The 25,946-nt window shown below is 58.4% G+C and carries 22 protein-coding genes and 1 pseudogene; 14 read left to right on the forward strand and 9 right to left on the reverse strand.

Features of this window, described 5'->3' with window-relative positions; genetic code table 11:
- The first annotated feature begins 23 nt into the window (after positions 1-23).
- A pseudogene (locus tag HMPREF3130_RS01410) lies at positions 24-1,941 on the forward strand (ABC transporter ATP-binding protein).
- 55 nt (positions 1,942-1,996) lie between these two features.
- On the opposite strand, the gene HMPREF3130_RS01415 reads toward HMPREF3130_RS01410, so the two are convergent.
- Positions 1,997-2,956: a diacylglycerol kinase gene (locus tag HMPREF3130_RS01415; protein WP_070429170.1), complete on the reverse strand. Its 960-nt coding sequence runs from the start codon at positions 2,954-2,956 to the stop codon at positions 1,997-1,999.
- A gap of 224 nt (positions 2,957-3,180) precedes the next feature.
- Between HMPREF3130_RS01415 and HMPREF3130_RS01420 the strand changes: the two genes are divergently transcribed.
- The 3 genes from HMPREF3130_RS01420 to HMPREF3130_RS01430 all read left to right on the forward strand — a co-directional run bounded on the left by HMPREF3130_RS01420 (position 3,181) and on the right by HMPREF3130_RS01430 (position 8,329).
- On the forward strand, positions 3,181-4,875 hold the full coding sequence (locus HMPREF3130_RS01420) for an FAD-binding oxidoreductase (protein WP_083229226.1): 1,695 nt from the start codon (positions 3,181-3,183) through the stop codon (positions 4,873-4,875).
- A gap of 622 nt (positions 4,876-5,497) precedes the next feature.
- Positions 5,498-7,081, forward strand: coding sequence for a glycerol-3-phosphate dehydrogenase/oxidase (locus tag HMPREF3130_RS01425; protein WP_070429171.1), 1,584 nt, complete (start codon positions 5,498-5,500; stop codon positions 7,079-7,081).
- Positions 7,082-7,177: 96 nt separating this feature from the next.
- On the forward strand, positions 7,178-8,329 hold the full coding sequence (locus HMPREF3130_RS01430) for a MalY/PatB family protein (RefSeq protein WP_016423135.1): 1,152 nt from the start codon (positions 7,178-7,180) through the stop codon (positions 8,327-8,329).
- A gap of 8 nt (positions 8,330-8,337) precedes the next feature.
- Here HMPREF3130_RS01430 and HMPREF3130_RS01435 read toward each other — a convergent pair whose 3' ends face one another.
- The 4 genes from HMPREF3130_RS01435 to HMPREF3130_RS01450 form a co-directional block, all read right to left on the reverse strand.
- The gene (locus HMPREF3130_RS01435; protein ID WP_016423136.1) at positions 8,338-9,696 is read right to left on the reverse strand and encodes an acid phosphatase; all 1,359 of its coding nucleotides are present in this window, start codon (positions 9,694-9,696) and stop codon (positions 8,338-8,340) included.
- 280 nt (positions 9,697-9,976) lie between these two features.
- Positions 9,977-10,843 (reverse strand): 3-hydroxybutyryl-CoA dehydrogenase, encoded by an 867-nt coding sequence (locus tag HMPREF3130_RS01440; RefSeq protein ID WP_005510660.1) that lies wholly within the window; start codon positions 10,841-10,843, stop codon positions 9,977-9,979.
- A 188-nt stretch (positions 10,844-11,031) separates the two neighbouring features.
- A complete protein-coding gene (locus HMPREF3130_RS01445) occupies positions 11,032-11,649 on the reverse strand; it encodes a hypothetical protein (protein ID WP_048732750.1) in 618 nt (205 codons plus the stop codon).
- Entirely contained in the window at positions 11,649-11,972 is a 324-nt protein-coding gene (locus HMPREF3130_RS01450) for a putative quinol monooxygenase (RefSeq protein WP_070429192.1), read from the reverse strand. Before HMPREF3130_RS01450 ends, HMPREF3130_RS01445 begins: the two co-directional genes overlap by 1 nt.
- A gap of 106 nt (positions 11,973-12,078) precedes the next feature.
- On the opposite strand from HMPREF3130_RS01450, the gene HMPREF3130_RS01455 reads away from it, so the two are divergent.
- Positions 12,079-12,633: a gamma carbonic anhydrase family protein gene (locus HMPREF3130_RS01455; protein WP_070429172.1), complete on the forward strand. Its 555-nt coding sequence runs from the start codon at positions 12,079-12,081 to the stop codon at positions 12,631-12,633.
- A gap of 62 nt (positions 12,634-12,695) precedes the next feature.
- Here the strand turns inward: HMPREF3130_RS01455 and HMPREF3130_RS01460 are convergent, their stop codons facing one another.
- Positions 12,696-13,403 (reverse strand): isochorismatase family protein, encoded by a 708-nt coding sequence (locus tag HMPREF3130_RS01460; protein ID WP_016423140.1) that lies wholly within the window; start codon positions 13,401-13,403, stop codon positions 12,696-12,698.
- 171 nt (positions 13,404-13,574) lie between these two features.
- Between HMPREF3130_RS01460 and HMPREF3130_RS01465 the strand changes: the two genes are divergently transcribed.
- Positions 13,575-14,528 (forward strand): DUF808 domain-containing protein, encoded by a 954-nt coding sequence (locus HMPREF3130_RS01465; protein ID WP_070429173.1) that lies wholly within the window; start codon positions 13,575-13,577, stop codon positions 14,526-14,528.
- On the opposite strand, the gene HMPREF3130_RS01470 is transcribed toward HMPREF3130_RS01465, so the two are convergent.
- Together HMPREF3130_RS01470 and HMPREF3130_RS01475 are read right to left on the reverse strand one after the other, a co-directional pair.
- A complete protein-coding gene (locus tag HMPREF3130_RS01470) occupies positions 14,525-15,061 on the reverse strand; it encodes a YchJ family protein (protein ID WP_172954619.1) in 537 nt (178 codons plus the stop codon). The two genes, HMPREF3130_RS01465 and HMPREF3130_RS01470, sit on opposite strands and share 4 nt — an antisense overlap.
- An 80-nt stretch (positions 15,062-15,141) precedes the next feature.
- On the reverse strand, positions 15,142-16,575 hold the full coding sequence (locus HMPREF3130_RS01475; protein WP_049189377.1) for a GuaB1 family IMP dehydrogenase-related protein: 1,434 nt from the start codon (positions 16,573-16,575) through the stop codon (positions 15,142-15,144).
- A 152-nt stretch (positions 16,576-16,727) separates the two neighbouring features.
- On the opposite strand from HMPREF3130_RS01475, the gene HMPREF3130_RS01480 reads away from it, so the two are divergent.
- The 5 genes from HMPREF3130_RS01480 (at position 16,728) to HMPREF3130_RS01500 (ending at position 22,093) form a co-directional block, all read left to right on the forward strand.
- Positions 16,728-17,978, forward strand: a complete 1,251-nt coding sequence (locus HMPREF3130_RS01480) for a glutaminase (protein ID WP_049189376.1) — start codon at positions 16,728-16,730, stop codon at positions 17,976-17,978.
- A 98-nt stretch (positions 17,979-18,076) separates the two neighbouring features.
- Positions 18,077-18,949 carry a patatin-like phospholipase family protein gene (locus HMPREF3130_RS01485; RefSeq protein WP_070429174.1) on the forward strand — a complete coding sequence of 291 codons (873 nt, stop codon included), beginning with the start codon at positions 18,077-18,079 and terminating at the stop codon, positions 18,947-18,949.
- Between the two features lie 295 nt (positions 18,950-19,244).
- Positions 19,245-19,769 carry a CBS domain-containing protein gene (locus HMPREF3130_RS01490; RefSeq protein WP_005510587.1) on the forward strand — a complete coding sequence of 175 codons (525 nt, stop codon included), beginning with the start codon at positions 19,245-19,247 and terminating at the stop codon, positions 19,767-19,769.
- Between the two features lie 153 nt (positions 19,770-19,922).
- Entirely contained in the window at positions 19,923-21,062 is a 1,140-nt protein-coding gene (locus HMPREF3130_RS01495) for an MFS transporter (protein WP_246815086.1), read from the forward strand.
- 146 nt (positions 21,063-21,208) lie between these two features.
- Complete coding sequence (locus HMPREF3130_RS01500; RefSeq protein ID WP_070429176.1) at positions 21,209-22,093, forward strand: hypothetical protein; 885 nt, start codon at positions 21,209-21,211, stop codon at positions 22,091-22,093.
- 47 nt (positions 22,094-22,140) lie between these two features.
- Here HMPREF3130_RS01500 and HMPREF3130_RS01505 read toward each other — a convergent pair whose 3' ends face one another.
- Entirely contained in the window at positions 22,141-22,635 is a 495-nt protein-coding gene (locus HMPREF3130_RS01505) for a 2'-5' RNA ligase family protein (protein WP_070429177.1), read from the reverse strand.
- Between the two features lie 372 nt (positions 22,636-23,007).
- On the opposite strand from HMPREF3130_RS01505, the gene HMPREF3130_RS01510 reads away from it, so the two are divergent.
- The 3 genes from HMPREF3130_RS01510 (at position 23,008) to HMPREF3130_RS01520 (ending at position 25,853) form a co-directional block, all read left to right on the forward strand.
- Positions 23,008-23,283, forward strand: a complete 276-nt coding sequence (locus HMPREF3130_RS01510) for an amphi-Trp domain-containing protein (protein ID WP_049170663.1) — start codon at positions 23,008-23,010, stop codon at positions 23,281-23,283.
- A 259-nt stretch (positions 23,284-23,542) separates the two neighbouring features.
- A complete protein-coding gene (locus tag HMPREF3130_RS01515; RefSeq protein WP_005510705.1) occupies positions 23,543-23,851 on the forward strand; it encodes a hypothetical protein in 309 nt (102 codons plus the stop codon).
- A 289-nt stretch (positions 23,852-24,140) separates the two neighbouring features.
- On the forward strand, positions 24,141-25,853 hold the full coding sequence (locus tag HMPREF3130_RS01520) for a SulP family inorganic anion transporter (RefSeq protein ID WP_049189369.1): 1,713 nt from the start codon (positions 24,141-24,143) through the stop codon (positions 25,851-25,853).
- The last annotated feature ends 93 nt before the right edge of the window (positions 25,854-25,946 follow it).

Raw genomic sequence — 25,946 nt, forward strand, 5'->3', positions numbered from 1 at the left:
CTCCCGCAAGATAGAGGTCTTTCGTGCGTCTGCTCAGCAGAATCCTGTCCACTACACGAGTGCTCTGGCCTTTCTATATCGGGGTCATCATCTGTTCGCTGGCCACCGCCGCCGCGTCGTTGATTAGCCCCTTCCTCATCCGCGATGCCACCGACGCCATCGTCGGCGCGGTGTCCAGCGGTGAAGCCTTGAGCCAGGCGGCGATGTCCGATACCACTCGCACGGTAATCTGGCTGGTCATCGGGCTGCTAATCGCAGATCTGACGCAAACCATCGTGCATAACATCGGTGGTTACCTGGGCGATGTGATGACTGCACGCATGCGCGAGATTCTGTCGACCCGCTACTATGCAAAGCTGCTGTCGCTGCCGCAACGCTATTTCGACAGTCAGGTCACCGGCACAATTATCGCCCGCCTGGAACGCTCGATTAGCAATATCACGCAGTTCCTCCAGGCGTTTTCCAACAACTTCTTCCCGATGCTGTTGACCGTCGGCGCGGTACTGGGCATCACTGCCTGGCACTACTGGCCCCTGGCGGTGCTATTGATTATCGTTTTCCCGGTCTACACCCTGCTGACCGCGCTGACCTCGAAGCGCTGGCAGAAGATTGAAGCGAAAAAGAACGAACAAATCGATATCGCCGGTGGCCGTTTTGCCGAGGTCATCGGCCAAGTCAAGGTTGTCCGCTCCTTCACTGCGGAACTGCGCGAAATCGCTTTCTTTGGTTCCCGCTTCCGCCGCACCATCTCCCTGACCCGCGATCAGTCAACGTGGTGGCACCGCATGGATGCTCTTCGCGGGGGCATTTTGAATATCATCTTCGCAGGCATCTACCTGCTGCTTTTCCTGCGTACGCTGTCGGGAGAATTCTCCATCGGCACCATGGTCATGCTCATTCAGCTGATTAACATGGCGCGCCAACCAGTGACCATGATGAGCTTCCTGGTCGACGCTGCCCAGCGCGCAGTCGCCGGTTCGCGCGATTACTTCAAGGTCATGGAGCTTACTCCAGAGACCCGCACGCAGCCGGAGCTGCTCAGTGCAGCGACCGCGAATAACGGCGACTTCGACTCCGCGTCCGTTGGTTCCACCGCAGACGCAGAGTCCGTCGACAGCGCCCACCGTTCCTCCCTGGAACGCGCAGCCGAACAGGAGGCAATTGGCGCTCCCATTGTCGACTTCGACGCAGTGGATTTTGCCTACGAAGAGGACAAGACGGTGCTCTCCAATGTCAGCTTCCAGGCATATTCAGGCCAGAAAATCGCCCTGGTCGGCGAGTCCGGTGGCGGCAAGTCCACCATCGTCAACTTGCTGCTCGGCTTCTACGCCCCGACCGCAGGCCGCTTGAGCGTTCTGGGGTCGGATGTCTCCGAAGTTTCCGGTTCCACTCTGCGCGCCGGCTCTGCCGTCGTGTTCCAGGACTCGTCACTGTTCTCCGGCACGATTCGGGAAAACATCGCCTACGGCAAACCCAATGCCACCGACGAAGAAATCATTGCCGCCGCGAAGAAGGCCAACGCCGACGACTTCATCCGCAGCTTCGCCGAAGGCTACGACACCACTATCGGCGAGCGAGGTCTGAAGCTCTCGGGTGGCCAGAAGCAGCGCATCGCCATCGCGCGCGCTATTTTGAAGGATGCTCCCCTGCTCATCCTGGACGAAGCCACTTCGGCGCTGGACACCAAGGCCGAACGCGAAGTTCAGCGAGGCTTGGACAAGCTGATGGAGGGACGCACAACGGTTATCATCGCCCACCGCCTGTCCACAATTCCCGATGTGGGACACCATCGTGACGCTGCGTGACGGTCACGTCGACGAGGTGGGCGCACCCGCAGAATTGGCGCAGACTGACGGTATCTACGCCGAGTTGCTACGCCTGACGGCTTCGGCCTCGGCGGCGGATCGTCTGCGCCTGAAGAAGTACGGCATCAAGGGGTAACGCGCCGTCGTCAAGCATGCAGGAAACGCTTGACGACGGGCACCCCTGCGCCCTTTTACGGACGGGGAACGATGTAGCGGCCAGCGCCCGGAACAATTTCGACGGTGACCGGCATCGGGAACATGAGGTCGCCGTCAGCGTAGGCGTTCATCTGGCGTGGCGGGCCGATGTATTCCACGTAAGCCTTCTTGGCGCGGTAGGTGCTGACCTCCCCGATTTTTTCAACGGTGCCGTCGAACACGGACTTGAAGGCCAGGGCGGCCTTAATGCGCCCGGCCTTGCCGATGACAGTGATGTCCATCAGTCCGTCGGAGTGGTCTGCGGACGGGCAAATCTTCATACCACCGCCATAAGAACGGGTGTTACCGAAGGCGGCCAGCGTGATTGGATCTTCGAGAACCCGATCGTCATCCAGCGTGATGCGGAATGGCAGCGGGTGGAAAGCCAAGAACTCGCGGACGATGGCCAGGTTGTAGCGGTTACGGCCATGCGGCCAGGTCATCTGATTGACGCGGTCGGAGACAATCGAGTCGAAGCCGGCACACATGATAGTGCCGAACCAGCGCTGCTCCCCTGCCTCATTGGTGATGCGGCCGAGGTCAGTGGTCGTCCAGAAGCCATCGGCGATAACGTGAGCGGCATCGCGAGCATTGCCACGCGGCAGATTGTATTCGCGACCGTGGTCGTTTCCGGTGCCGGCCGGGATAATACCGAGGGGGATGCCGGTCTGTGCCTGCTCCTGCAGTGCGAGGTTAATCATGCCGTCGCCACCACAGACTGCCAGGGCATCAATTCGGCCGTCAGCGATGACCTCACGAATGAGCTTGCGGGCGTCGTCGGGGTTAGCACCTTGGAGAGCGATGACATCGATGCCGCGATCCGCGAACACCCGGCTCGCCCGGGCAGACGCAATCTGCGAGGCGCCATGACCCGCGTGGGGGTTAGTGACCAGAGCAAGGGTACGAATCTCAGTTGTTCCCAGCGGGTAGTTGAGGTCCTTGTCGTTAGCGTTCATCGAAGAAATACCTACTTTTACGTGGGCTTTTGACCGGTCAATACTGGCCTTTATGGGAGTGCGTTAATGCATCTAACTAAAGCTTACCAAGATTGATTGACATTTTTTGAGAAAACGTAACGTAATACCGCTATAATAAAAGATGTAAAGATGTGCTTCCGCGCAAGTTACATATAATTCCGCAGTTCAGACTCGCAGCACCGATGCCCAAGGAGAAGCTCAGGATGTCTAACAAGCTCACGATTCCGTACCGCATGCGCTGGTGGGGCTGGGGTGTTGACGGCAACGACAAGCCAATCACCACGGCCAGCGAGAAGCTGCTGCAGCGCGAAATCGGTATGTCGTTGGACGCAAACAACCCGCCGCGAAACATCGCCGACGTCACCATTCCCGATAGTCGCCTCAGCGCCGAGGATATCGAAGCCCTGGGCGCTGTTGTCGGCGCGGATGCCGTCGCCACCGACCACGACACCCGAGTCAAGCACGCGGTCGGCCGGTCCTACCCCGACCTGGTTCGCCTTCGCGCAGCCAAGCTCGATGTCGCCCCAGATGCTGTAGTGCTACCGAAAACTGAAAAGCACATCGAAGACCTGTTCAAGGTATGCGCTGAGCGCAAGATTGCAGTCGTCCCCTTCGGTGGTGGCACCTCGGTCGTCGGCGGCGTGGAGGCTGTTGACGGAGGCATGGGTAAGGCCATCGCAGTGTCCATGACCGCCTTTAACAAGATCATCGACATCGACAAAGTCGCTGGCACTGTCACCGCCCAGACCGGCGTTTTCGGCCCCGACCTGGAAAAGGAGCTGTCCAAGGCCGGCTTCACCGCTGGTCACTTCCCGCAGTCCTTCGAGTACTCCACTGTCGGCGGTTGGGTTTCCTGCCGCTCGGCAGGCCAAGAATCCTCTGGTTACGGTCGTATCGACCGCAACGTGATTGGCATGCGCGTCGTCACGCCAGCCGGCACCATGGAATTCCGCGACATGCCGTCGTCGGCATCCGGCCCGAACCCGCGTGAGCTTTTCCTGGGTTCGGAGGGCACCCTGGGCATCATCACGCATGTGACGATTGCCCTGAATCAGCGTCCACAAAAGGAGATGCTCTTCGACACCTACTTCTTCAACTCCTTTGAGGAAGCCGCCGAGGAGCTGCGCAAACTGGAGCAGAGCGGCAATATCCCGCACCTAGCACGCATCTCCGACGAGAAGGAGACGCTGTTCGGCCTCACTCAGCTGGGCTCCGCCAGCATGTCCGAGAAGGTCACAAAGTACCTGAAGCTGCGTGGCATCGACACCCCGTGCATGGTGATTTTTGGCTTTGCGCAGACGGATCCGGTCGGCGCCCGCGTCACCCGTGAGCGCCTGGCCGCTCGCCTGCTGGCCAAGAAGTGCGTCCGCATGGGCTCCATCCCGGGCATGGCTTGGGTTAACCACCGCTTCTCCTCGCCGTACCTGCGCGATGTCATGATGACTCGCCGCGTCGGCGTCGACACCCTGGAAACCGCCACCACCTGGGATAACGCCGCTACACTGCGCCGCGAAATCGCCTCCGCAATGGAAGCCGCTGGCGAGAAGCACGGCACCCCGGTGTACGTCTTCTGCCACATCTCGCACATGTACGAATCCGGCTGCTCGCTGTACTTCACGTACTTCTTCCGCGAGACCGAGGGCGAGATCCTCCAGCAGTGGATGGACATCAAGACCGCGGCGTCGGAGGCCATGATGAACTTTGGCGGCACCATCACGCACCACCATGGCATTGGCCAGGATCACAGCCCGCAGTACTACGAGGAGAACACCGAGTTGTTCGCCAAGGTCATGCGTGCAATTAAGGACGAACTCGACCCTGCTGGCATCCTCAACCCGGGCAAGTTGGCTACCGGTCCGCACTCCTTGGAAGAGCGTTACGACGGCAACATGATTTAACCCTGTTGCCGCCGGCTTCGGCTAGCGAGCTAGACTGACCAGTTCGCTGGCGTAGATTGCCGGTGACGTTGGGCCGTCATAAATAAACAGTGAAACGTAATCGTCAAGGGTAAAAGATTCAAGTGCTGCGGTCATTGTCGCTGTCGCTTCTTCCTGGGATTCCAAGCGAAGATGCCCGGATAGTGGGATGGTCGGCTCAATCGGTGCGATTTCGTCCGTGCGACCGCAAACAGCGTGGCGTTTTAAATACCTAAGCGTGCTTTTCTAGTTACGACCTGTCTGGGGTGGCACGGACTGGAGACAGCAGCAACACATTTGCAGCGATGGTGCAATAGCAGCGAAAGCTCGGTTCATGGACTCAGAGCGGTTGGACGCTGGGTGCATAGCCATCGAGGTGTCTCCTTCCTTGTAATCCCGGGAAATGATTCGCAACTAAGAAAGATCTCTTGAATCAATATCCGTGCCGGTCGTTGATAATGAACAACTTAGTCTATTTCTAAGCGCCTTGCAATGGGGTACGCCCGAAATAGTTCACACTCACTACGCACTCCACAACTTCATCACTTACGCCAGATAGTTTCATCACTATCACCGTCTTCGGGAAAGTCGAGGAAGAAAGACTATGACTGCCACGCACGCTCCTCAGCGCGATCGCTCAGCTGCGGTTTTGAACAAGGCTCGTCGGCAAGCGGACTTGAATCGTCTACGCGAAGAAACCGCTAAGGGCGACATCCCAGATCTGCTGGTCATCGGTGCCGGTATCACTGGTGTCGGCATCGCTTTAGATGCAGCGTCGAGGGGTTTGAAAACCGTTCTCGTCGAATCGAAGGACCTAGCTTTCGGCACCTCTCGTTGGTCATCGAAGCTCGCCCACGGGGGCTTGCGCTACCTTGCCAGTGGCAATGTCGGTATCGCTCGCCGCTCAGCTATTGAACGTGGTGCGCTGCTCGACGTCACCGCTCCGCACCTGGTGCATAACCTGCCACAGGTTGTACCGGTGATGGATAACTTTGCACCGTTGACCCGGGTTTTGCCGCGTTTAGGCTTTTTGGCCGGTGACTTTCTGCGCATTATCGCTGGTACCTCCGCCACTACCCTGCCGTTGTCCCGGACTGTCAGTTCCCGCCGAGTCAGCCAGCTTTCGCCGACCGTCCGTAAGCGCGACGTGAAATTCGGCTACGTCAACTACGACGGTCAGCTGCGTGACGACGCACGCTTGGTCACCGCTATCGCTCGAACTGCCGCCAGCTACGGTGCAACTATTCTGACCCGGGTGCGCTGCGAGAATGCCTCTGGCACTAGCGCCACGCTAATCGACGAGCTCACTGGCGATTCCTTCGAGCTGCCGGCTCACGCTGTGGTCAATGCCACTGGTGTGTGGGCCGCAGACCTAGCGACGAACATCAAGATTCGCCCATCTCGCGGCACGCACCTGGTTCTTGACGCCGCGAAGCTAGGCAACCCTACCGGCTCTCTGACGGTACCGGTTCCTGGTCACACCAACCGTTTCTGTTTTGTCCTGCCCGCAGAGCACAACCGCGTCTACATTGGCCTGACCGACGAGGATGCACCGGGCCCGATTCCGGACGAGCCGGAAGTACCGGAGGATGACATCGTTTTTCTGCTCGATGTCATCAACCAGGCCCTCGAGGTTCCGCTCACTCGTGACGATGTCATCGGTGCTTTCGCCGGCCTGCGTCCGCTCATCGACGCCGGCGAGGCACACACCGCTGACCTCTCCCGCGAGCACGCCTTGTTGGAGGCCCCGAACGGCCTGATTTCCATTACTGGTGGCAAGCTCACCGAGTACCGTCTTATGGCTGAGCAAACCGTGGACAGGGTTGCGGAAAAGCTCGGTGTTTCGCTTGCTCCGTGCTCCACCCGCACCATCCCTGTGCTGGGCTCCGAGCCAGAGGAGCTCGACCGCGCTCGCACCGCTGCCGCTGCCGGCCGTATCCCGATGCCGCTGTTTAACCGCTACGGTGCCGAATCCTTCGAGGTCATCGAATCCTGTCCGCTCGACCGACCGCTCGACCCGGTAGCGGAGGGTCTCGATGTCACCCGCGCCGAGTTCGCCTGGCATGTGACGCACGAGGGAGCTCTCAGCGTCGACGATATTCTCGATCGCCGCACACGTCTGGGGCTGGTCAAGGCTGATCGCGAAGCTGCCCTGCCAGCTGCTCAGGAGGCACTGGGGCTGGCCTAGCGCTGGCCATTGCCGCGGCTGCTTCTGATGCGGCCGTAGCTACTGGTTAAAGCAGAGGTCTTCGGACTTCCCGCTTTTTCTGTATACACGGAAACTATGAGTGTAAATAACGCTGTCACTTTCCCCTCCCTCGATGAACTCCGCTCCCGCAGGACAGTCAAATGGACCGCATATTCACCGGACGTGCTGCCACTGTGGGTCGCCGAATCCGATGCCACAACCTGCCCTGCCGTCAGTGCCGCAATCGACGAGGCGTGTCAGCGCGAACAATTCGGATACCTCTCGCAGGACATCACCGCGCTTACGACCGCAACCGCAGACTTTTCTGCACAACGCTACGGATGGCGCCCGAACCCCGACAATATCTTTGCCGTCGCTGACGTCGTCCGCGGTGTCACACTCGCGGTTGAACGCTTCACCCGCCCCGATTCCGCAATTGTCGTCCCCACTCCCGCCTACATGCCGTTTTTCCAGGTAGGTCCCGCGCTGGGACGCGAGACAGTGTGCATTCCCACGCTTGCCGACGGCCCGGATCTCGGCGCCCTCGAACGCGCCTTCGCCGACGGTGCCGGTTGCCTAATCTTGTGTAACCCGAATAATCCTCTCGGCTTTACCTACTCCCCCGAAAAACTGCGTGAGATTACCGATTTAGCCGCTCGCTTTGGTGCGCGCGTTATCTCAGACGAGATTCACGGCCCAGTTGTTCTAGATGGCACTCACACTCCAACCGCGTCGGTGTCGGATACCGCGGCGGCCGTGACTATCACGGTGACTGCTACCTCGAAGGGCTGGAATACCGCCGGCCTCAAGTGTGCGCAAATCATCTTTAACGACGAAGATGCCAAAACCTGGCTGGAGCTGCCCTTCATTGTTCGCGAAGGCGCTTCTATTCTTGGTGTCGCCGCGACCACCGCCGCCTACCGCGATGGCGTGCCCTGGCTGGACAATTTTGTCGATGTCCTGCGCACCAACCGTGAGACTCTGCGAACACGTTTGTCCACTATTGCGCCACAGGCTCGCTTTACCCCACCGCAAGCATCATTTTTGGCGTGGTTGGACTTGGGTGACGTGCCTGGTGTTGACAGTGAGGACCCAGCTGCGTGGCTGGTTGAAAACGCCAAAATAGCACTCAACCCCGGCTTCGCATTCGGCGAAGGCGGGGTTGGGCATGTGCGGCTTAACTTTGCGACCTCCCCGGAAATCCTCGGTGAGGCCCTGGACCGTCTTGACGCGGCCCTGCGCTTGTAGTTGACGTTTTAGTTGGTGACAGTGACGCTGCCGTCGGCGTTGACAACAACGTTGGAGGCCAGAGCGCGAGCCAGGTTCATGCGAACGTGCTGGCCCTCACCGTCAGTGCGATCGAGCGGGTAGCCGGATGGGATTGCGGTCTGAGCGAGGACGGAGCTGCGCTGTTCCTCAGTCAGCTGCGGGAAGCGGGTCTCCAGCAAACCTGCGTAACGCTTCGGAACAACAACTGGCTCGTTAGCCGGGCCAACCTGCTTGAAGTCGTAGGTCATGCGTTCGGTGTACTGCTGAACGGCAGCTGCGGTGCTCATGTACGGAGTGTCCTTGGCAACGCAGTTGGCGATGGTGTCGCTACAGCGGTACTCGAGCTCCGTACGCAGCTCATCCATGGCTTCTTCGATGAGTGGGCGGAACTCTGGGTCTGCCCAACGATCAGCTGCGGCCTGGTTGCCCATCATGCGGCCGCCCATGACGTCCAGCGGGTAGTGGACGCCCATGACAAGGCGAGAATGACCAGCCTCGGACGCACGCGCCTGAATCTGCGGTGCAACCTCCGGCAGCATCATAGCCAGCATGGTTGAAGTCCATGCAGCCTTGTTGGTGTGGCCCGACGGGTAGGACGGGGTGGTCGAGTACGGGTCGTCCTGACCTTCGCGGTAGTAGCGCTCGATGCGCTCCGGCGCCACCACAAATGGGCGATCGTAGCCGTAGACGTACTTCTCGAAGAAGGTCGAGCTGACCAGACCGCCGCCGCGAGCAAGGTTGCCGGACAGCAGGGCCTTTACCTTCGGCAGGCGATCCTCGTCGTAGGCATCACGGAAGTGCTGGCCCAGGTTTGCACCGAAAGCAGTGGAAATATTGGCCAGTGGGTCCAGGTAGTCGTCATCAAGAGCGAGTTCCTGTGCCTGCGGGTCATTCTTGGCAGCGTTGTTAATGCGGACGACCGTTTCGAGGTTCTGGTCCATAACCTCTGGGTGGTTCTTCTCCAGCTCCACGAAAGGATGCACAACGTAGAAGTAGAACCAGTTATCGGTGGCGGCATCCGACGGGTACGCGCGTGCAATCTGGTCCGGGCGATACGAGGTTGGCTTCGGCGCATTCGGGTCGGTGTTTTCACCGGAAGATGACGGCAGCGAGATGGAATCCGGGACCTCGAAGCCACCGCCGGGGAGCTTGATTCCCTCTGGAGCGGCCACATTAGCTGGAAGATCAGAAACAGAGTCCAGGCGGTTGCCGAGCTCGGCCAACGGGTTGACCGGAGCTGCCACGGCCGTTGCCGGTGTAAGCCCCATTACAACTGCCATTGCTGCGGTAGCAGCGCCGACGCGAGTACGTGTTGCAGTGCGCTTGTGCGGCTTCAAAGAAGACACTGAAGCATTCCTTTCCAGATTGCTGCGTGGGAGGCACCAGTTGTGAAGTGCTCTATAAGCCAAGGTCTGACAAAATCTTCACTTATGTTAAGCGCACTGTGAGGTTTCGGCGCGTTGAAAAGAAACAAGTTTTCAAAATGCTAGGGCCAATCGTGGGAACTTTCCCCCTCAGACTCCGGATTTTCACTGATAAATGCATAAAAGAAACCGGTTGGCGGGATAAAAGCCCGTCAACCGGTAAGAATTCAATACTCGCCCCAAACGGGGCTAAAAGCGTGGACTACTTGGAGTAGTCGTAGAAGCCACGGCCGGACTTGCGGCCGAAGTGACCCGCCTCAACCATGCGCTTGAGCAGCGGAGGTGCCGCGTAAGTCGGCTCCTTGTACTCATCGAACATGGCATCGGCAATGAACTTGATGGTGTCCAGACCAACCATGTCGGCCAGAGTCAGCGGACCCATCGGGTGCGCACAGCCATTGACCATTCCGGCATCGATGTCTTCTGCGGTAGCAATGCCGTCCTGCAGCATGCGGATAGCGCCGAGGATGTACGGAACCAGCAGGGCGTTAACAATGAAGCCCGAGCGATCCTTAGCGCGAATGACGGTCTTGCCCAGCGCCTCGGAAGCGTACTCGTACGCACGCTCCGACTGAACATCACCGGTCGTCAGAGTAACGACATGCTCTACCAGAGGCAGAACGGGCACCGGGTTGAAGAAGTGCAGACCCATGACGCGCTCCGGACGCTTGGTGGCTGCGGCAATGGACTGAATCGGCAGCGAGGAGGTGTTGGAAGCCAGGATGGCATCGTCCGACTCAACAATCTCATCGAGCTGCGAGAAGACGCTGGCCTTTACTTCCGGGTTCTCCACGATGGCCTCGATGACCAGCTCACGGTCAGCGAAGTCCTCCAGCTTGGTGGTGAAGCTAATACGTCCCAGAATCTCATCACGTGCAGACTGCTCTAGCTTGCCACGGGAAACGGCCTTATCCAGTGACTTTTCAATACGGGCGCGACCGGACTCAAGGAACTCCTCCTTGGCCTCCCAGACCTTGACATCGCTACCGGCCTTCGCACAGACCTCAATAATTCCGGAGCCCATCTGACCGGCGCCGACGATACCTACTCGCGAGATACTATTTGCCATTGGCGTGTTTTCCTACCTTCTACTCTGGGTTATTAGCCAGCATTGTGCTTCATCCGAGTGCGCATTCGCTTGACGACGATCACAGCGCACTGGCTTTATTTACACGCTACTCACTTCCCCGGTTCCCCGGGCACGCTTTGCAGGACTTTTTACTTGAATTTCCCCCCCCCACGAGCTTTGGGCAGCGGCTAGTACTGCATACGTTTTTCCAGCGCCTGCTGAATATCTTCCAGCTGCTGCTGAGAAGAGCGTGCCAACTCTTGCAGGTCGTTTCCGCCATGCTTTTCCAGCTCTTCCCACTGTCCGAGCATCTTATCCAGGCTGCCTTCCATCAACGTCAGATAAGCCATATCTGCGTGTGGCCCCTCCTCGTTCTCGAGGCGAGTCATGGTGGCGGTGTCGAGCTTGGTCTCCGACGGATCAACATCGACGCCGAGAGTCTTGACTAGCTGCGCTTCCTCTTCAGCAAAGATTGGCTCCGCCTGCTGCGCAATCTTTCGAGTCTCTTCCGAGACCGATTCCTTTGCAATTAGTGTCTGCGATGCTTTCTTCAGCGCCGCAGTATCTGCCGCCAGCTGAGCCAAGTTATCCCGAATGGCGGCAGTGGAGGCAACAGCACTCTGCTCCTGGCTTGACTGATTTTGGCTACCCTCCAGGGCTGCCTCATCGCTATCCCCACAAGCACTGAGACCAACGACGAGAGCAGAGGCCAGCACAGCGGAGCCAATACGCAGGCCACGCCCAATCAGAGAATAGGTGTCACTGCTGGAAGCGGCTGCGCTATCGCGAATGGTGTCTGAGGACATTAGTCGACCTGCAGCTCGCCCATGCGATCCCAGTCCTGCTTATCTGGCAGTACCTGCGAGACAATCTTCGGGGTCTCAGCGAGCAGCGGCTTCATCGCCTCCAGGCCCTTGGCGAAGTGCTCGGAATTGACGTGGGCTTCACCAGCGTCATCATCGAATGCCTCGACGAGGATGTACTGGTTGGGGTCTTCTACGCTGCGGGACCATTCAAACCACTTGTTGCCAGCCTCTGCGCGGGTGGCAGCGGTGAACTCAGCGACGTGGTCCATCCATTCGTCGGCAAATTCCGGCTTAACTTGGTAATTCACAACGATAAGAATCATGTCGCCCACTGTAGGCGCGTCCAAGCAGAATTGCACCCTTCGACGAATAGAGTTTCGCTGAGAATTTTTCTTACGCTGACCTCAGGTGACAGTTATATTGGTTTGTATGATGAACACTCCGCTCATTCTCACCTACCAAGATAAGACCCCACGCATTCATTCCAGCGCCTGGATTGCGCCCGGCTCGGTCATTATCGGTGATGTCGAAATCGGTGCGGATAGCTCCGTGTTCTACGGTTCTGTTCTCCGAGGAGACGTCGCACCGATCCGCATCGGCCAGCGCACCAATATTCAGGACAACTCCACAGTCCATGTCGACCGAGGTGTGCCCACAATTCTCGGCGATGATGTCACCGTCGGACACATGGCCTTGGTCCACGGCACCACGGTTGAAAATGGTTGCCTCATCGGCATGAAGTCCACCCTGCTTTCGCGTTCCCGTATCGGCGCTGGCAGCCTCATTGCTGCAGGTGCCGTGGTGTTGGAAGATCAGATTATCGACCCCAGGTCGCTGGCTGCAGGCGTTCCCGCCAAGGTGCGTCGTGAACTCTCCGCCGAGGAAGCAGAGGGCTTCATCGCCCATGCAGGGCGTTATGTGGAAACAGCGTCCAACCACCGCCACCTCCGCGAGGTCGACCTGGATATGGTGACTTTTAACTAGGCGGCTGCCGAGGCGCCTAGCTAAGCGGCTAGGCGGATTGTTTGACGGTCAGCGTCGCAGCACTACACCACTGTCGCGCCCGCCGCGGCCAATTCCGCTAGTGCAGCCTTGCCGCGCTCCGGGTCCACCGCCGCGACCTGATTGCTCAGAACACGAACGGAAAAGCCCTCCTTGAGGCCATCGAGCACTGTGGCGCGGACGCAGTGGTCAGTCGCAACTCCCACCACATCGATTTCTTCGATGTCAGAGGCGCGGAGAGCGTCGGCAAGCGAAACGCCAGCCTCCGTTGTTCCCTCGAAACCGGAGTAGGCGGCGGCGTACTCCCCTTTTGTGACATCGATACGCACAGCAGCGGGGTTGAGCTGCTCAAAAAACGCGATGGCGCGCTGCATGCCGGGGTGAATCTCTGCGCCAGGGGTACCTGCAACACAGTGTTTCGGCCAGGTATCGACGAAATCCGGGGTTTCAGAGAAGTGCGTGCCTGGGTCGATGTGATTGTCACGGGTGGTCGCAAGAACCGAGTACTTGTTAGCTGTGCCCGCAACATGCAGATATGTAGCGGTGTACGCTGCCTCAGCACCGTCGACGGCAAGTGCGCCACCCGCGGAAAAATCATTCTGAGCGTCGACGACTACCAGTGCCATGCGGGGACGCGCCGGGCGCTGCTGTTCCTCGGAGTGGGCGTCATTGCTGGTGTCTGCCTCGGTGCCAGCGTTGTCCGAGTTGTCCGCATTGACCTGTCGGTAGATTTCGGAGAAGGAAGCGTTCATGGCCTATATCTTGCCACGTGCCCACGTTCAGAGGAGCACGTGAACTATCGACCGGACATCGACGCCCTACCGACAACACAGAGTCAATCCGGGAAAGCGGTTAAAATTGCTCCGGTAAGTCTTTGGTACGACGACGGCTCCTGGTCGCGTCCTCCAATACGGGAGGTTTTTATGGCAGGCGGACTTGTCGCGCTGCTTGACGACGTTGCCACGATTGCACGTGCTGCAGCGGCAACAACAGACGATATTGCGGCTGCGGCCGGCAAAGCTAGCGCTAAAGCCGCCGGTGTTGTGGTTGACGACGCTGCGGTGACACCTAAATTCGTCGAGGGTGTCTCGCCGAAACGCGAGCTGCCGATTATTTGGCGTATCGCCAAGGGCTCCTTGGTCAATAAAATTGTCATTATTCTGCCGATTGCATTGCTGCTAAGTCAGTTTCTGCCCTGGGCGCTGACGCCGATTTTGATGCTCGGTGGCTCCTACCTGTGCTTTGAGGGCATGGAAAAGGTCTGGGAGAAGATTAAGCACCGAATCTCTCCCGATCAGACTGAGCAGGAGCGGATAGAGGCGGCGACCAACCGCACACCACAGAATGAAGATTCGCTGGTGAAGTCTGCAATTTTCACAGACTTGATTCTCTCTGCGGAAATCATGGTGATTTCTCTCAATGAGGTCGCTAATCAGCCGCTGCTCAATCGCGCGCTGATTCTTATTGTGGTCGCACTCATCATCACGCTTGCGGTCTACGGCGTGGTGGGCCTCTTGGTCAAGATTGATGACATTGGCCTGCACCTGCAGTCCAAGAAGTCAGCCGGTATCAGCAAGTTTGGTACGGCACTGGTCAAAGCCATGCCAATCGTTCTGAACACGATCGGCATTATCGGCACGTTTGCCATGTTGTGGGTCGGTGGCCACATCATGGTGGTCGGCCTCGACGAGCTGGGCTGGCATCTCCCCTACCAGCTGGTCCACAACCTTGAGCAGCTGTTTACCGGCGGCTTCCTCGGCTGGTTGGCCAATACCACCGGCTCACTGATTTTCGGCACCATCTGGGGTGCAATCATTGTGGCGATTGTCGCCGTGCTGCCATTCGGCCACGGCAAGCACAACAAGTCTGATGCTTAGGAGTACGTGACCTCGCCGTCGACGTAGACCCAACGTCGCGCACGCCGAACAAAACGGGAACGCTCGTGCATCGTACCGACACCGTCATGGTCATGAAAAGCCGCTTCAAATTCCACGATGCCTTCGCGGTCATCCTCGCCGCCATCGACAGCGTTGATGATGGTGAGTCCTTCCCATTCCACACCGTCATCGACATTGATAACTTCCGGGCGGTAGCGCGGATGCCACGTCCGCCAGATGTAATCCGCCTCGTGGGCAGCGTAAGCGCTGTACCTCGCTGCCATCAGCTCAGCTGCGGTCACCGCCTCCCGCTCACCGCGGTGCAGCGGGCCACAGCACTGCCCGTAGAGTCCCCCACCACACGGGCACAAATCGGAATCAGTAACGCGGGCGCGGGCGAAAAATGCGTTCCCGCTTCCTGCTCTAGCACCGTTTCCTGCTACCAATCCAGACTCCGTTACAGCACTGTTTTCTCTTACCTGCCGACCCATAATCGCCAGCCCCTCCCCAATCTTGCACGTGGTACTAAACACGTCCTAACAACGTCTTTACATACCTACCAATTGGCCCGCAGCACCGCTAGTCGGCTTAGCCCCGAGAGGCTTGACGACGGCTACCGCGTCGCCCTCGGCATTCCTTCCGCAAAGCCCGCAGCGGATTGAATTCCCACCACTGCCCGCTCAGCGAACTGCTCGATGGTGGCCGAACCCGCGTATGTGAACGAAGAACGTACGCCCGAGATAATGCGATCGATCTGGTCCTCCACGCCTTCGCGGCCTGGCTCCAGGTAGATTTTCGCAGTCGAGATGCCCTCTTCGAACATCTCGCGCCGGGCCTTCTCAAAGGCCTCTACCTGTGCATTTCGGCTCTCCACCGCACGGTGTGAAGCCATGCCAAAGGACTCCTTGAACATGCGCCCGTCGACGTCCTTTTGGACATCCCCTGGGGACTCGAAAGTACCGGCAAACCACGAGCCAATCATCACGTTGGACGCACCCGCAGCCAACGCAAGCGCAACATCGCGAGGATCCTTCACTCCACCATCAGCCCAGACATGCACGCCGCATTCACGGGCAGCTGCAGCGCATTCGAGCACGGCAGAAAACTGTGGACGCCCAACTCCGGTCTGCATTCGGGTTGTGCACATCGCACCCGGACCGACGCCGACCTTAATAATGTCGGCTCCCGCCTCCGCTAGGTCGCGAACACCATTGGCGGTCACGACATTGCCAGCGGCAATTGGCACAGGTGGGTTGAGCGCGCGGACTCGTCGTAAAGCACGGAGCATCGATTCCTGATGACCGTGGGCGGTATCGACAACGAGCACGTCGGCACCTGCGTCGAGCAGTGTCTTCGCGCGCCCTTCAACATCACCGTTGATGCCAAGCGCCGCACCGACGCGCAGCTTGCCCTCAGCGTCGACAGCGGGCTTGTAAAGCGTCGCACGCAGCGCGCCCTTACGCGTGAGAATACCCACCAGCGCGCCATCGGCGTCCACCACTGGAGCGAGTTTGCGCCCGGAAGCAGTGAGCTGGTCAAAAGCGTCACGGGGCTCAATATCGGCCGGAAGCGTAAATAGCGAAGTGGACATGAGCGTCCCCACCTGCGCAAAGTTGTCAACGCCCGCCAGATCACGGCCGGTAATCAGCCCAACCGGTTTGTTGTCTTCCACCACCACTGCCGCACCGTGCGCGCGCTTCGGCAGAAGATGGCGCGCATACCCCGCGGTGTGGTGAGGCTTGACGACGATCGGAGTGTCGAAAACCAGCCCAGCGGACTTGACCTTGCGGATGGTCTCAGCGGCAATGTCAGCTGGGACGTCCTGCGGCAGGATGGCAATTCCGCCTCGGCGAGCGGTGGTTTCGGCCATCCGGCGACCGGAGATGGCCGTCATATTGGAGACGACAATCGGAATGGTTGTGCCGGTGCCATCATCGGTGGCCAAATCGACACCCATGCGAGAGCCGACGGATGACTTTGACGGCACCATGAAGACATCGCTGTAGGTCAACTCGTAGGGCGCGGACTGATCGTTGAGGAATTTCACACACCCCAGGATATGCCGATTTTTCCGGCGCGCACGGTGAGAGTGCACAGAGGTGAGCATCAGTGGCTGACCTCGCCTGGTGTAGGTTCGAACGGGACTCCATTGACTCAACCGGGATTTTTCAGCCCAGGAAAGATGCTTAGCAGAATCTGATGAAAACGCCGATCAAAGATTACTTGTCCGAAATCGTCGAATCCGTCCGCCCCGATGAGTCTGGCGAGGTAGCGGACTATATTCCCACCCTTGCCCAAGCTAATCCCGACCGCCTGGCACTTGCTATGACCACCGTGTCAGGTCGCACCTACGCCACGGGCGACACCGATACTGAATTCACCATTCAGTCGATGTCCAAGCCCTTCGCTTATGCCGCAGCCATCACCGAGCACGGCACAGACAAAATCGACAGCATTGTGGGCACCGAACCTTCCGGTGAGGCTTTCAACGAGCTGTCGCTGGAGCAGGGCACGCACCGACCAAAGAATCCGATGATTAATGTCGGTGCACTGACCATCAACCAGTTCGTATGCCAGCCAGGTGCCAACTGGAAGACTCGCACCAAGCACATGGTGGAGCTTCTCTCAACTTTGGCTGGCCGTAAGCTCCGCGTTGACTACGATGCCTATGAATGCGAAATGGACACTGCCCATCGAAACATGTCCATCGCACATATGCTGGCAGCTTACGGTTTCATCGAAACCACGCCCCACGATGCTGTCCGCGGCTACACCGCACAGTGCTCCGTGCTGGTCAACACTCGCGATGTCGCCATGATGACCGCAGTGTTGGCCAACGGTGGCGTTAACCCGGTCACCAATCAGACTGTGCTCGGCCGCTCGGTTGTTCGCAGAGTCTTGTCCGTGATGGCTATTGCCGGCATGTATGACGAGGCCGGTGAATGGTTTACCGAGGTCGGGATTCCCGCCAAGAGCGGTGTCGCCGGCGGCTTGCTGGGAGCGCTGCCTGGACAGGCGGGTCTTGCAGCCTTTTCGCCGCGATTGAACGACCACGGCAACAGCGTCCGCAGCATTGCCATCTTCCGGAAGCTCTCCGAAGATTTGGGTCTTCATCTCATGGATGCCGATGCGATTGGTTCGCGTGCGCTGCGCGGTACGCGCGTCAGCAATGGCCGCTCGATCATCGAGATTCAGGGCCCAGTCAACTTCACTGCGGCCGAGATCATTCTCAACAGGTTGGCGACTTCCACACCGTCGGAAAGCGAAGTTGTCTTCGACGTCAGCCGCGTTGGCATTGTCAACCCGGTGGGACGCACGTTGATTCTGGAAGCGATGCGACGTCTGAGCCATGACGGCAAGGAGATCTTGTTCTACGACCCGGAGGGCGTACTGCCGAACCCAGATATGGGCGAGGGGCTGCTGCCAGTCATCCTCCAGGATGCGCCGTAAACTACGCTAACCGAAATCCAATATGGTGACGTTCGGGTAGTCTTGAACGATCGTAACGCCCGAAAGGCAGCAGCGCGAGAACAACCGGAGGGATGTAAATGCAGGTCAGCGATGTGGCATTAGTCTTCGAGGGCGGAGGGACTCGCAATAGTTACACGGCACCTTTCGTCGAGCGGCTACTTCGCGAGAGCATCGATGTCGGCTGGGTCGGTGGCGTAAGCGCCGGCGCCTCTCACGTGGTCAATTACCTTTCCCGGGATATCCAGCGCTCTATAATTAGCTTCACTGACTTCATCGCACAGCCGAACAGCAGTGGCTGGCGCCCAATGTTGCGCGGGCGCGGCTACTTCGATGCCGAGTACATCTACGAAGACGCGGGACTTCCCGACGGCGCCATGCCCCTGGATTACGAGACTTTTAAGAACAATCCAACTCCCTACCGGATTTCTGCTGTCCGAGCGGATACGGGCGAGACCATCAACTGGGGGCCGGACGATATCCCAGATCTACCTACGCTGATGAAGTACACTCGCGCCAGTTCGACGATTCCGGGTGTCATGCGTATGCCCTATATTGATGGCGTTCCGTTCGTCGACGGTGCACTGGGATCATCAGGTGGCATTCCCATTAATGCCGCCGAAGCAGATGGTTTCAAGAAGTTCCTCATCGTCCTGACTCGCCCGAAAGGATTCCGTCGCACCGCCCCTAAGCGCCCACAGCTACTGCGCCAGATTTTCCGCAGTAACCCGGTGGTGGCTGAGCTGCTTATCACTAGACACGAGCGCTACAACGCTTCTCTCGATTGGGCTGCTGAGCTTGAACGAAAAGGCCAAGCATATGTTTTCTACGCCAATAACATGAGCATCACAAAGGCGGAGCGGAGGCGGTCGAAGCTGCTGCACAACTACGAGCTCGGCCGGGCGCAAGCCGATGCCGAATGGCCAGCAATTCGAGAGTTCATGAGCTTATAGCTTCCGCCACCTTTAGGAAGCTTTTCGTTCATTCCTCTTTACTGTGTACGTAACCTTGTGTTAACCTTTGCGTAGCGAACAACCTCGTTAGGTAAGGCTCCTATATCCACATAGGCCGCTGCCCTGCACTTCATCGAGAGTTTCGAAAGCCTCTCGAAGCAAGGTTCCATCTCAAGTGGCCACCTTTAGTTACGGCATTACATTGCCAACACTTTTAGGCGGGGAGCCATAATTTTTCAATCAACAGTAATTCCCTCCTAGCAAAGGAGCTGGGATACCTGGAAAAGGATCCACAATGACACAGACACAGAACACCATCGCCAACTTCTTCAAGCCGAAGTCTTCAATCAGCCCGTACAGCCTCCTGCCTGACACCGTAAGCATGCACATGACGGATTCTTACGTTGCGCTGCCGGAGGACATCACGGTCGGTGAGGCACTGAGCACCTACGCAGCCGAATTTGCTGGTCTCGATGACGATACCTGTGTCTTCCTCGTCGACGATGAAGGCTACCTGACCAGCGATATTACGCTGAAGGAACTCCGTGAGTACGCCGACCGCGATGCCTACATGAACACCGTCGGCGCCCCGGTGAAGGTCTTTGTCAAGCCCGAGGATCCAGCTGCAATCAGGGCTCGCCAGCTTATTGACGGGCCCCTCAGCGAGCTGCCCGTCGTCCGCAGCGGCAAGCTGGTAGGTGTCCTCACCGACCGCATCTCTGAGCGCATTCTTGGCAGGACAAAGGCAGCTAAGAAGTCAAAGAAGTCCAAGGGATTCTTCTCGCCGATTACCGCGTTCTTCGGCGCCGCCAATAACTAGGGCGACTAACTTGGGTAGACGACCCGAGTGACTCAATAGGCCAGCTAGCGTTTGTTAGCTGGCCTATTGTTGTTACCACACTGTTCTATCCCCACAGATGAGAGCCCTCAGGAGGCAACCGTGATACGAGACTGGATTCGGGTAGCCCTGGGCATGTTCGCGGTTGCGTTTGGAGCCAACCTCTTCGCACCACTCTTGCCCGCGTATCGAATAACCGATGCTCTCAACCAGTCCCAGGTCACCTTTCTCTTCGCCATCTACGTCGCAGGGCTCATCCCCGCACTACTCATCTGCGGCCCGCTTTCCGACCGGCTCGGCCGTCGCGCCATCATCCGGCCTGCACTCATAACCTCTGCCGTTGGCTCAGCCGTCCTACTCACCGGCATCTGGTTCCACTTCCCATCACTTCTGGTAGGACGTCTTATCATCGGCATTTCGATGGGCATGGTAATGGCCGCCGGTGCCTCGTGGATCAAAGAAATTGCGCCCGTCGCACCTCAAATTTCTGCCCGGCGCGCAACCGTTGCACTCTCCGCCGGATTCTCCCTCGGCCCCCTGGCTTCCGGGTTGGTCGCAGAATTCACCCCGCGCCCTGATGTCATCCCCTACCTCGTTCATCTCGCACTGCTGCTTTTTATCGCACCACTAACATGGAACGCCTCCGGCGGATTACCGGCGGCAGGGCACAGCGACTCTCCGCAACGGTTCTTCTCCTCTGCCACTCTAAGCCCGAGGTTCCTGTGGGCAGTCGCCGCTTGGGCACCGTGGGTCTTCGGTGCTGCGTGCACATCCTTCGTCGTCCTGCCAACAATCGCCGAATCCCGCTACCCCATCGCCTTCGCCGGGCTCATCGCCTGTATCACGATGGGCACCGGCGTTTTGGTGCAACCACTGGTCACTCGCATCAGTTCCAGCAGCTTTATCCCACCAGCTATTTTCGGTCTTGGCTTAACGACGGTCGGAATGCTGCTCAGCCTCATCGTCGTACTCACCCAGAATGTGTGGAGCGTTTTCCCCGCTGCTCTGGCCCTCGGTGCTGCGTACGGCGTAATGATGGTCTCCGGCCTCCGCGAAGTGCAAATTATCGCACCGCCTGCTGAGCTGGGTGCTGCCACTGCTATCTACTATTCGCTGACCTATGTTGGTTTCTTCGCTCCTTTTGTTATTTCTTTCGCGGCACCGAAATTCGGTTTCGTGCCCGTTTTCATCTTCGGTGCGATTATTGCGTTGGTATCCACGTACCCCGTGGCAAAGGTTGCACAGTCTGCGGTGAGGTCCGACGGAGCGTCGTGAAGCAGACGCGACTGAAATTCTTGATATTGGGAAGCGTGCTGAGGCGAGCTCTTGTATTCTTTCTTTCACAAAAGATTGGCTCCGGCTCAGGACATCTGATCAGGTTGCATAGGTTGTTGAAATTCAGCTCGATGGAATGAGGAATCATGAAGCAGCGCAGCTCTGGAATGTGGAAGAAAATTGCGACAACCGTCGTCGCAGGTTGTACAAGCGCCGCCCTGCTCACCGCATGCGGCTCGGGAGAAGAAAGCAACAATGCCGGTGGCGAGGCAGGCAAAGAGTCGACCAGCAAGATGACAAAGGCAGACGGGTCAGCTCCAGCTGCAGCCGAAGATCAGCTCCTGCTCACTAATGAAGTTCAAGGTGTGGACTTCTCCAACAACAGGATTAATGGGTACAAGGACGCAATGGAGATGTTTTCGGAGGATTCTTTAGATATAGAGCCGGCCGAATGTGCCACTTTCATCAAGCCAACGGAAGAATTGGAGCGAGCTGTCAGTTCTTTCGCTAACTTGGACGCAGAAAAGGTCACCATCGCTGTCTCAGTATTGAAGAACCCTCAGACCTACCAGGAGTACACAGATGTTCTTAACAAGTGCTCTGAGGTGACCGCTTCGATGGATGCTTCCGACCTCGTAAACGAATCCATGGAAGGCCAGGAACTTCCTCCTGAGGCGCAGGAGATGCTCAATGACATGGATATGACAACCACCATGAAAATGCACCGGGAAAAGTGGGAGCCGGATCTTTCCGTCAAGCCAGATGAGCTCACTGCACACGCGACAGTTGTGGACATTAGCTCCGGTGGCACTAATACTGATGCCACCAGCTACGACATTGTCGGCGTTGTCAATGGCGTGATGGTGATGGTGTCCGCTGCCCCGATTCCAGACGTTCCATCAACCGGCGCGGAAAATGCGACACAACCAATGGAACTTGCACAGGCGACCCCAGAGTCCAAGGAAGCGGCAAAGAAGCGCGCCTTGGAGGTCTTCGATGCCCAGGCAAAGAAGATTATGGACGCCGCTTAGTGGCCGCTTGGCTGCGCTGCTTTTGAAAAGTTGCGGCGTGCGGCGCGCTAAAACTCCGTTAATTCCTGCACTTTGGGACTCCAGAACGCAGCGCGTGGTGCACTAAGAGTTTTGAAGTGCGGGCTTGTTAGTTCATCAAGAGCCTGGACGTAACCGAGAACCATATCCCGCGGGATTCGCAGCCCCATAGTCAGGTGCGGAATCCAGCGGGAGCCGCGACCTTCAGGGTTAAGACGACTGATCTCACGAGCGGCTTCTTCCAGCTCATCGCTTGTTTCTAATAACCATGCGACAGTCTGTTTACTCTTTGTGCCGAAAACTACCGTTCCTACCCTGCGGAATTCCGCAGGCATCAGCGGTGGGAGAATTTCGGCTGCTCGTTGGATTACCTCCGGGCTCATGGTCGGTGCGAAGGTGACAGTGATGTGGGGCTTTTGATTCTGCTGCGGGAATCCACGCTCTGCCAGTTGCACAAATATCTCTTTAACCTGCGCCTCTTGCTCAGGCAGAAGGTACATCAGGATGTTGTCGGGTGACACCATGTGACGTTTACTCCTCCCCTATTGCTGTCGGTCGACACGTTTGAGGCGCTACCCAAGGGCGCCGTTACTAGAGCTCCTAACCTAAGACACTTAGGACCTTGCACCCCAGAGCATAGCGTAGGGATTTTCCACAATTTATAACCTACCTATAGAAATTTCTAGCCTCTTGTTATTTAGCCCGGTAAAAACCACTTTTTATTGGGATAATGGGGATAGACAGGCTTCCTGAAAGCTTTCTAGACCATCTTCAAAGACAGTGTGGAGTGACGGCCGATTCTCCACACTGCACAAATACCTACACGGCTGGAAAGGTAAGTGAGGACATGGCACCGAAACCTAAAAAAAATTACACCCCCGAAGAATCAAAAGCTGGTGAAGAGCAAGGCAAGCTTCAGCCGCGATGAGCTCGCGGATTTGCTGGAGACGCTGGCAGCTCGCATCCGCGCCGGGGAAATGACTCTCGGCACTGGTGAGTCCACGGTGACGATGACCATGCCGACATCGTTTAATACCACGATGGAAGTCGTCGATTCCCGAAAGCGTGCTGGCATCGAGCGCGAGCTGGAGCTGGAAATTGACTGGATGGTCGACGAGGCTGGCGAGCCCGTCGAAAAGCCAGGACCAGCATCTGGCTTCGCAATCTCCTAGCAGGCTTGTTGCTGTCCGGTTTGGTCCGCGCAGTGTTGACTAAGCAAAGGGCGACTTCGGAATTGTCTTCCGAAGTCGCCCTTTGTCTTGGCTCTTAATTCTGCAGGCCTTACGCCTTAAGCACGTATCGCAGAATCTCTACAACCTGGTCGGTCGTCGTACACCACGCCGAATACACCCGTCAGGTACCCACGCCTCCCCACATCGCATGAGGTGACGCTAACCTAATTCAGGAAAATTCGCGACGAAGGGAACGCGCATGGCCAAGGGCAAGAAAGGCGACAAGGGCAAGAAGAAGGACGCCGCCAAAGCCAAGAAGAAGGCTGCGGCAACGACCTCGCTACGCCTGCCCGAATACTCGAAGGCCGAGGCCAAAGCCGCGAAAAAGCTCGCCGGCAAGGACCCCTTTAAACTGGCTGCGATGACGCCGAAGAAGAAGTGCTGCAAATCCGGCATCCGCTGCCTGCGCTGCCCCGTGGTGCTACACAAGCTCAATCGCGAGATCAAAAACGGCGAAGTCGACCATGCCGCCCTGCTGCTCGTCGCCGCGAAAGCCCGAATCCGGTAGCCGGTCCTCGCCCCCCCCCCCAGCCCGCCGTCGGGCCCGTCCTATGAGCAGTGGTGTCGCGCACTGTATGGCACTGGTACCGATTCTCCCGGGCTGTCTGCTCTTCGGACACCGGCTCACACGCGTCACTCCAAGCACCGCGACAACGCTCCAGCGAACTCCCGCCAGGTCAGGAAGTTTTATTCCGTCGACATGAGGCCTCGGCCAGAACCGGGAATGCGGCCGTCGGAGGATGATACCTTGTGTATCCTTTGAGTGTCATTGAGCCCTGAAGGAGCAAGAAAGTAGCATGACCCGCCCCTCCTCCGCCGCCTCTACGGTGGGCTTCCAATCTCGTGCCCTGCGTTTCGCACCGCGCCGCTCGGACTGGTCCCGCGCGACGATTGGGCGCGACCTCTCGGCAGGCCTCATGGTGGCCCTCGTCGCACTCCCTCTCGCGCTCGGCTTCGGCGTTGCGTCCGGTGTCGGCGCGGCGGCCGGAATTACGACGGCCATCGTTGCGGGTATCCTGGCCGCGATCTTCGGCGGTAGTAACGTCCAAGTAAGCGGCCCGACCGGCGCAATGACCGTCGTGTTAATCCCCATCGTGGCCAACCATGGTGCCGATGGGGTTCTCGTCGTCGGCGTGCTGGCAGGGCTCATGCTGCTCGTACTGGCGTTCACCGGCGCTGGCCGCGCGATGAAGTACATGCCACTACCTGTCGTCGAAGGTTTCACCGCCGGTATTGCGTTAATCATCGGCTTACAACAGCTGCCTGCAGCACTTGGTGTTGACGTGGAGGGCGAGAAAGTCCTCGGGTTGGCGTGGGGCTCAATCAATGCTTGGTTAGATACTCCGGCATGGCAGGCGCCCGTGATGACCCTTGCAGTAGCGGCTGGAATCGTGCTTGCTGCGCGCGTCCGTAGTGGCTTCCCCGCGGCGCTAGTGTTGGTAGCTGCAGCAACGGCCATCAACATGCTGGCAGACAGCGGCCTGAAGACAATCGGCTACATCCCGTCGACATTGCCTGCTCCGCGCTGGCCAGAGATTCCGTGGGAGCACCTGGATTCCTTGCTGTTTGCAGCGGTCGCCGTCGCAGCTCTCGGTGCGCTGGAATCGTTGCTGTCTGCGACGGTTGCCGACGCAATGACTGTCGGCGACCGGCACGATCCCGACCGCGAACTCTTCGGGCAGGGCGTGGCCAACGTCGTCGCGCCCCTGTTCGGCGGGATTCCCGCAACCGCCGCGATTGCCCGAACTGCCGTCAACGTGCGTGCAGGCGCAGGCACACGCCTGGCAGCGGTGTTCCATTCGCTGCTCCTGCTCGTGGCCGTGCTCGTCGCGGCCCGGTGGGTGGGCGAGATTCCTCTCGCCGCGCTCGCCGGCGTGCTCATCGCCACTGCGATTCAGATGATCCACCCGCGGAACCTCCGCTCGGTGATACGCGCCACCAAGGGCGACGGGGCGACCCTGCTCATCACAGCTGCCGCCACCGTCGTGTTCGACCTTGTCGTCGCCGTACTCATCGGCCTTGTAATGGCGGGCTTCTTCGCACTGCGCGAGACCGCCCGCACTGCGGTGTTGGAAGCCGCCCCACTAGACGAGGGAGACCACCGCGACAAGGAACGCGAGCTCCTCGACGAGCACATCGCCGCCTTCCGTATGGAAGGCCCTCTCTTCTTTGGCGCAGCGCACGATTTCCTCCTCGAGCTCGCTGATGCCTCGTCGGTCAAGGTTGTCGTACTCCGCATGCGCTACGTCACGACGATCGATGCCACCGGCGCCCAGATGCTCGCCGACACAATCGGGCGCCTCGAACGCCGCGGTACCAGAGTCCTGCTCGCAGCCACGAAGCCCGAACATTTTCCGGTGTTGCGCGAACTCGGCGTATTCGACCAGCTTGCACACGAGAATCACGTCTTCGACAACACCCCTGACGCCATCGCCCACGCCCGACTGCATGCCTCACGCATTCAGCACGAAGAGTCTGATGGCACATCCGCAGCATCGCAGAGTCAATAGCTTGGCTGAGCCAGACAATGGTCACTCCGTCGCAGTCGACCCTGCAATCGTGGGTCCACGTCCCCATCGCGCGATGCTTGAAAAACCTTTACA

The organism is Corynebacterium sp. HMSC14B06 (assembly GCF_001807075.1).
Lineage (GTDB): Bacteria > Actinomycetota > Actinomycetes > Mycobacteriales > Mycobacteriaceae > Corynebacterium > Corynebacterium jeikeium_D.